Here is a 6,830-nt window from a genome sequence, read left to right as displayed (position 1 = left end):
CTGTGAGCATGCGGCTGAGTGAGCTGGGGGAGAACCTCCCCCTGGGCGAGATCCCGGAGCAGATGTATGCGTCGGTCATCCGCCCGCAGCGGTACGGCCGCCCGGCGGACGCGTTCCGCACCGAGGTGGTGGACGTGCCCGCGGTGGGCCGGGGCCAGGTCCTGGTGCGCATGATGGCGGCCGGGGTGAACTACAACAACGTATGGGCTGCGCTGGGCAAGCCGGTCGACGTCATCGCGGCCCGACGGCGCGCCGGCGACACCGAGGACTTCCACATCGGCGGGTCCGAGGGCTCCGGCGTGGTGTGGGCGGTCGGCGAGGGCGTGCGGCAGACCCGGGTCGGCGATCACGTGGTGCTCTCCGGCTGCCGCTGGGACGAGTCCGCACCGGACATCCGGGCCGGTGCCGACCCGATGACCTCCGCGACCCAGCGGGTGTGGGGATACGAGGAGAGCTGGGGCGCGTTCGCCCAGTTCACCGTGGTCGACGAGTACCAGTGCCACCCGAAACCCGAGCGGCTGTCATGGGAGGAGGCCGCCGGCTACCTGCTGGTCGGCGCGACAGCGTACCGGCAGCTGCTCGGCTGGCAGCCCCATGTGGTGCGGCCGGGCGATCCCGTGCTCATCTGGGGCGGCGCCGGCGGCCTCGGCACGATGGCCATCCAGATCGTCCGGGCGTTCGGCGGGATCCCCGTGGCCGTCGTCTCCTCCGAGGAACGCGCGGACTACTGCCTTGAACTGGGCGCCAAGGGCGTGATCAACCGGCGCGAATTCAGCCACTGGGGCCGGCTGCCGGACATCGACGACGCCGAGGCGACCGCGGCCTGGCTGAAAGAGGTCCGGCGGTTCGGGAAGCAGTTCTGGGACATCATCGGCGAGAAGCGCTCGCCGAAGATCGTGCTGGAGCACACCGGACAGGACACCATCCCCACCTCGATGTACCTGTGCGACACCGCGGGAATGGTGGTGATCTGCGGCGGCACCACCGGTTTCCACGCCGATGTGGACCTCCGGTTCCTGTGGATGCGGCAGAAGCGCCTGCAGGGATCGCACTTCGCCAACGTCGCCCAGTGCCGGGCGATCACCCAACTCGTGTCGGCCGGACTCGTCGAACCCTGTCTGTCCTGGACCGGGAGCTTCGACGACATCGGCAAAGCGCACCAGATGATGCACGACAACACGCATGCGATGGGCAACATGGCCGTTCTCGTCAACGCTCCCCAGCCCGGCATGACCTCCCTCGACGTGGCTTGAGAAAAGAGTGCGGAGTTCTCCGATGACAGACACCGAGGCCGGAACAGGGGTGTTTCCCCTCGGCCGGTCCTGCCCGTTCGACCCACCGAAGGAATACGAGGTACTGCGCGCCGAACAGCCCATCACCCGCGCGTCGTTGCGCACCGGCGGCCACACCTGGGTGCTCACCAGCCACGAACTGGTCCGGCAGTTGCTGGCCGACTCCCGGCTGACCGCCTACCGGCCGCCCGGCGCCCTGCGGGTGCAGGACCCGGATCAGCTGCCGCCACCGGAGAAGATCCCGCTGGTCGCGCTGGACCCGCCGGAGCACACCGTGCACCGCCGGATGGTGACCAACGAGTTCACCGTCAAGCGCATCCGGGGTATGCGCCCGTTCATCCAGCAGGTGGTGGACGAGTGCATCGACGCGATGCTCGCCGACGGCCGACGCTCCGCCGATCTGTTCACAGCGCTGGCCGTTCCGGTGCCCTCCCAGGTGATCTGCGAGCTGCTCGGCGTGCCCTATGCCGACCGGGAGCGGTTCCTGCACATCGCCGACGTGCTGGTCGACGGGGTCAGCACCGAGCAGGAGGTGGCCTCGGCCATCGGCGAGCTGCGCGAGTTCCTCGCCGAGCTGGTTGCCGCCAAGGCTCAGGCACCGGAGCAGGACCTGCTCAGCCGGCTGATCGTCAGGTACCAGGAGGCGGACGCCTACAACCCGGAACAGGTGATCAGCACGGCCCAGGTGCTGCTCAACGCCGGACACGAGACCACCACCAGCATGATCGGACTCGGCACGCTCGCGCTGCTGGACAACCCGGACCAGCTGGCCGCGTTCAAGGCGGACCCGTCGCTCGCGCCTCAGCTGGTCGAGGAGCTCCTGCGTTTCCTCACCATCGCCGACACCGTGAGTTTCCGCACCGCCACCGCCGACCTCGAGATCGGCGGCGTGAGCGTCCAACGGGGCGATGCGATCCTGCCGTTGTCCGCCGCGGCCAATCGCGATCCCGCCGTATACGAGAATCCCGACACGCTGGACATCCGCCGCAGTGCCCGCAAGCACATCGCATTCGGCTACGGAATCCATCAGTGCCTCGGGCAGAACCTGGCACGGATGGAACTGGAGATCGTGTTCACCACGCTCTTCGCCAGGATTCCCGGCCTGCGGCTCGATGCGCCGCTGGACGGTCTCCCGTACAAGAGCGACGGGATGATCTACGGCGTGACCAAAGTGCCGGTCGCGTGGTGACCGTCGGCCGGCACAGCCTGCGGGTCGCCGCCGACGTCGAGCGGTGCATCGGCGCCGGACAGTGTGTGCTCACCGAGCCGAGGGTGTTCGACCAGAACGACCACGACGGCCGGGTGGTGCTGCTGACCGACGACTTCGACGCGGAAACCGCACGCACAGCCGCGCTGGCGGTGGAGACCTGCCCGGTGCAGGCTCTCTCGCTCCTGCCCGCGCATGCCAGGAAGACCCACTCCCAAGAAGGCCCGCACACAACAATCCCGCACATGGGAAAGGAAGTCATGACCGAGTCGAAGTTCGTCTCGCACACCCCGGAGACCGCGCCGGAGGACAGCAAGCGCATGGTCGCCGGCGCCCAGCAGAAGTTCGGTTTCATTCCGGCCCCGGTGGCCAAGATGGCGGCGTCGCCGGAACTGCTCGCCACCTTCCAGCGCAACCTCGGAGAGTTCGACAAGACCACGCTGACGGCGATGGAACGTGAGGTCATGATCCTCACCATGGCCACCTTCGTGGAGTGCCACTACTGCGTCGCCATGCACTCGACCATGCTGGCCGGGCAGCAGGCCCCGGACGAGCTGATCGAGGCGCTGCGCAACGGCGAGCCGTTGCAGGACGCCCGGCTGGAGGCCATGCGGCAGTTCGCGCTGGCCGTACTGGAGACCAAGGGTGGGGTGGCCGACCAGGACATCGACGCGTTCCTCGGGGCCGGTTACACCCAGCAGAACGCCCTGGAGGTCGTGCTGGGCATCGGCACGTACACCATGTCGACCTTCGCCAACCGGCTGACTCGCGCCGAACTGGACGCGCCGTTCGAGAAGTACCGGTGGGAAGGCAAGTCGCACTGACCGGCTGACACGCGGAGTGGACACGGCGGGGCGGCCGGCAGCGGCCGTCCCGCCGGGGTTCACCCGGTCATCACAGGAAAAGCATTGATCAGACGGGGGTTTGACTGGATGAAGAAGTCGACAATGATCCGGGCCGTGATCGCCGCGGTCCTGTTCGTCTCGATCGCCGCGTTCGCCGAGCAGGGTGCGGCAGGGACCACGAGCGGCGATGTCGCCGACAGAGTCATCGTCGAGAACCGGCTTTCACTGGGCAACGGCTATGTTCAGTCGGTGTATTCGCGCGACGCGGACGGTGCGCCCAAGATGATCGGCATCACCGTCGACGAGGCCGCGGCACAGTCACTGCCGACCAAGCCGGTGAGCGACGGCAACACCTGCTACGACGTCGACGGCAACGGCAGCGTCGACCCGGCCACCGAGTGCAAGAGCGGGCACGAGCGGGTGCTGTGGTTCCCGAAACTCAAGGGGCTGCCGTTCCAGTGGATGATGTTCAACTGGCAGCCGTCCGGGCACGGCCCGGCACACGTCTTCGACAAGCCGCACTTCGATCTGCACTTCTTCATCCAGGACTACTACGCGCGCAACGCCATTCGCACCGGACCGTGCGGCGCGGTGCTGGTGAACTGCGACGACCACAAGAAGGCGATGCTGCCGGTGCCGGAGCCGTTCTACCCGCCGGGGTTCGGCATGCCCGGGGACGCGGGCCGCATGGGCAACCACATTGCCGACCTGAACGCGCCGCCGGTCAACGGCGGGCCGTTCACCCAGGCGTTCGTCTACGGTACGTACAACGCGCACATCTCCTTCTGGGAAACGGTGTTCAACACCGAATGGCTCACCCCGACCAAGCCGAACCGTGACTGCATCGCTCTCAAGCAGGCGCCTGAGGTCGAGCTGAGCGGCTACTACCCGCGCAAGTCGTGCGTGTCCTACCGGCCGGGGCAGCACGACTACCTGATGACGCTCGAGGACTTCGTCCACCGCAGCGCACCGGCGGGCACTCCGCCGCCGGACTGGGGGACCGCGCAGCAGACCGCGGGCACCACGCAGCCCGAGCAGGGTCACGATCATTCGTCGCACTGACCCCGCGTCGAGCCGCCGCCGACCGCCGGAGTCCGGGTCGCCGTCCATCGGTCCCGCGCTGCTCGCCCGCGTGCAGCGCAGGACCGTCGCCGGGCTGTTCGGTGCACAGCTCGTGGGCGGGATCGGCGTGGGGATCGGTGTCGCGGTCGGCGTTCTGTTCGCGGCGCGGCTGGCCGGTGAGTCCACCGCCGGCCTGGCCGGGGCCACGCTGGCCGTCGGCGCGGCGCTGCTCGCCCTGCCGGTCGCCGGCTGGATGCGGGTACGGGGCAGGCGGTTCGGCCTGGCCCTGGGCTATCTGATCGCCGCGGCCGGTGCGGTGCTGCTGGCGGTCACCGCGTGGCTGCGCCCGGTGCCGCTGCTGTTCCCGGCGATGTTCCTGTTCGGCTGCGCCACCACCGCCAACTTCCAGGCCCGGTTCGCCGCGGTCGATCTGGCGCCGCCGGGGGCTCGCGGTCGCAGCCTGTCCGTCGTGGTCTGGGCGACCACCGTGGGGGCGGTCGGCGGCCCGCTGGCCGCCGTACCCGCCGACCGGCTCTGCCGGCGACTCGGCGGCCCGCCGATGGCCGGCCCCTTCCTGCTCAGCGCGCTCACGCTGGCAGTGGCGGCGGCGATCGTCGCGCTGGTGCTGCGCCCGGATCCGCTGCTGCTGGCCCGTCAGGCAGGCCTGGCCGGCCCACCGCCGCGCTCCGGCGGCCGGCGGTCCGCGTTCACCGAGGCCGCCCGGCAGGCGGTGGCCGGCCGAGGTGCCCGGCTGGGTTTCACCGCGGTGGTCAGCGGTCACCTGGTCATGCTTGTCGTGATGTCCATGACCCCGGTCCACCTGGACCATGTGGGGCGCTCCGGCGTGGTCAGCGTGGTGATGAGCGTGCATCTGGCCGGCATGTTCGGCCTGGCGCCGGTGGTCGGTGCTGCGGGGGACCGGTTCGGCCGGCGGGCCGTGATCGGCGCGGGCGCGCTGCTGCTGGTGTGCTCGTGTGCGATCGCCGCCTCGGCCGGTGATGATCCGCTGCTGCTCGGTTTCGGTATCGGGCTGCTCGGACTCGGCTGGTCCGGCACGATGATCGCCGGCTCGACGGTGCTGACCGAGTCCGTCTCCCAGGAGAGCAGGCCGGCCGTTCAGGGGTTGGTCGACCTGGTGATGGGCCTGGCCGGGGCCGGCGGAACAGCCCTGGCCGGCGCGGTCGTTGCGACCGTCGGCTACCCGACCCTGGCCTGGTCCGCCGCCGCGGCGCTGCTGCCCCTGCCGGCTCTGCTCCTGCGCTCACGCGGGTGACTCGGGTTCGTTCACGCCGGCCACGAGCTTTCGACTGGGGCGGGGACGGGGCGTCCGGCTCATGTTCCTGGGACAGGTGGGCCGGAATGTTGGTCCGCGTACCGCACGGCCGGTCCCTCGGGGGCGTGACCGGTCGGCTCAGGAACGAGTAAGACGAGAATCTCTGCGGCCCGCTCGGCCATGGAACGCAGTCCGATGCCGCTTGACTTCGGGCCGGGGTCGTAGCTGAGGTGCAGCTCGATCCGGGTGCGGGCGTGGTCGAACCCCGAGACGAGCTGTCCCAGGGCGCAGCTGAGGCGCAGCTCAACCAGCGGCCCGGGGCCGAGGCGTTCCGTGATCCGCCGGACCTCCTGGATCGCCATGCCGAGTTCGTCGGAAGCGGCCCGGAGCGCGTCGTGTACCGGATCGACGGAGGGCAGGCGCGCGGTGGCGTTCTCGACGCGCAGCCTGAGGCGCGCCAGTGCCGGGCCGAGCCCGTCGTGGATGTCGCGCCGCAGATGGCGCCTCTCCTCCTCCCGCGCGGGCGCTGCACCACAGCGGTGTGGCCGTCCGGATCGCCGGCGCGCTCGGCGCGGACAGCTGCGAGATCCATGCGGACGTCGGCGGCGTCTGCACGGCCGACCCCGGCCTGGTCCGTGGTGCCCGCCCGCTGCCCGAACTGTCCTACGAGACGGCGGCGTTGCTGGCCCGGTACTGGGCGCAGGTGCTCCACCGGCCGTGCGTTCGGGCCGCCGAGCAGTACGGCGTCACGCTGGTCCGCCGCCGCAACCGGGCCCCGTACCCGGTGGCACCCGGATCGGTGCCACCGGAGTCCGGGCGGCCGCCGTCGTGCTCAACCGGAGTCCAGAGTGCTCGGTTACCGCACGGACGCCGAGGCCGACCACGCGTACGGCGTGCTCGGCACCGAGGGCGTCGACAGCGTGCGGCTCACCGGAGGGCCGCACCTCGCCGTCATCGGCGGCCACCGGGACCTCGACCGGCTGCACCGGGTCGAGCTGCCCGAGGCGGAGGTGCTGGGGGTTCTGGTCACCGAGATCACCGGCACCCGTGCGACGCCCCATGTCGCCCGTGACCCCGAGGACGCTGTCAGGCTCGCCCAGCGGCTGCACGACGCGCTCGTCGGTCCGGTGGGCGCACACGCCTGACCACGT

At 70.3% G+C, this 6,830-nt stretch carries 7 protein-coding genes and 1 pseudogene; 7 read left to right on the top strand and 1 reads right to left on the bottom strand.

Going from position 1 to position 6,830, the window contains the following annotated elements:
- Positions 1–8: 8 nt before the first annotated feature.
- The 5 genes from ccrA (at position 9) to ACFY3C_RS02685 (ending at position 5,679) form a co-directional block, all read left to right on the top strand.
- Positions 9–1,253, top strand: a complete 1,245-nt coding sequence (gene ccrA / locus ACFY3C_RS02705; protein ID WP_386577855.1) for a crotonyl-CoA carboxylase/reductase — start codon at positions 9–11, stop codon at positions 1,251–1,253.
- Positions 1,254–1,275: 22 nt separating this feature from the next.
- Positions 1,276–2,481: a cytochrome P450 gene (locus ACFY3C_RS02700; RefSeq protein ID WP_390769435.1), complete on the top strand. Its 1,206-nt coding sequence runs from the start codon at positions 1,276–1,278 to the stop codon at positions 2,479–2,481.
- The gene (locus ACFY3C_RS02695) at positions 2,475–3,323 is read left to right on the top strand and encodes a 4Fe-4S domain-containing protein (RefSeq protein WP_386577857.1); all 849 of its coding nucleotides are present in this window, start codon (positions 2,475–2,477) and stop codon (positions 3,321–3,323) included. The genes ACFY3C_RS02700 and ACFY3C_RS02695 overlap by 7 nt, the downstream gene beginning before the upstream one ends.
- A 108-nt stretch (positions 3,324–3,431) precedes the next feature.
- Positions 3,432–4,406 carry a hypothetical protein gene (locus ACFY3C_RS02690; protein ID WP_386577858.1) on the top strand — a complete coding sequence of 325 codons (975 nt, stop codon included), beginning with the start codon at positions 3,432–3,434 and terminating at the stop codon, positions 4,404–4,406.
- 70 nt (positions 4,407–4,476) lie between these two features.
- Positions 4,477–5,679 carry an MFS transporter gene (locus ACFY3C_RS02685; RefSeq protein ID WP_386577859.1) on the top strand — a complete coding sequence of 401 codons (1,203 nt, stop codon included), beginning with the start codon at positions 4,477–4,479 and terminating at the stop codon, positions 5,677–5,679.
- 59 nt (positions 5,680–5,738) lie between these two features.
- Here ACFY3C_RS02685 and ACFY3C_RS02680 read toward each other — a convergent pair whose 3' ends face one another.
- A complete protein-coding gene (locus ACFY3C_RS02680) occupies positions 5,739–6,176 on the bottom strand; it encodes a histidine kinase (protein ID WP_390769542.1) in 438 nt (145 codons plus the stop codon).
- Between ACFY3C_RS02680 and ACFY3C_RS02675 the strand changes: the two are divergent.
- A pseudogene (locus tag ACFY3C_RS02675) lies at positions 6,140–6,418 on the top strand (aspartate kinase); the annotation flags it as partial. The gene ACFY3C_RS02680 and the pseudogene ACFY3C_RS02675 overlap by 37 nt on opposite strands.
- Positions 6,419–6,527: 109 nt before the next feature.
- Positions 6,528–6,824, top strand: a complete 297-nt coding sequence (locus tag ACFY3C_RS02670) for a hypothetical protein (protein WP_390769548.1) — start codon at positions 6,528–6,530, stop codon at positions 6,822–6,824.
- Positions 6,825–6,830 lie beyond the last annotated feature (6 nt).

The sequence above is a fragment of the Streptomyces sp. NPDC001410 genome, from assembly GCF_042895235.1.
Taxonomy (GTDB): Bacteria; Actinomycetota; Actinomycetes; order Streptomycetales; family Streptomycetaceae; genus Streptomyces.
Note: the sequence above shows the minus strand (reverse complement) of the source record. Positions and strands in the feature narration are given on the sequence as shown.

What these genes read in the sequence shown, in the direction of transcription:
- ccrA (WP_386577855.1), top strand. Translation starts at nt 9, where the DNA reads ATGCGGCTGAGTGAGCTGGGGGAGAACCTCCCCCTGGGCGAGATCCCG.
- ACFY3C_RS02700 (WP_390769435.1), top strand. Translation starts at nt 1,276, where the DNA reads ATGACAGACACCGAGGCCGGAACAGGGGTGTTTCCCCTCGGCCGGTCC.
- ACFY3C_RS02690 (WP_386577858.1), top strand. Translation starts at nt 3,432, where the DNA reads ATGAAGAAGTCGACAATGATCCGGGCCGTGATCGCCGCGGTCCTGTTC.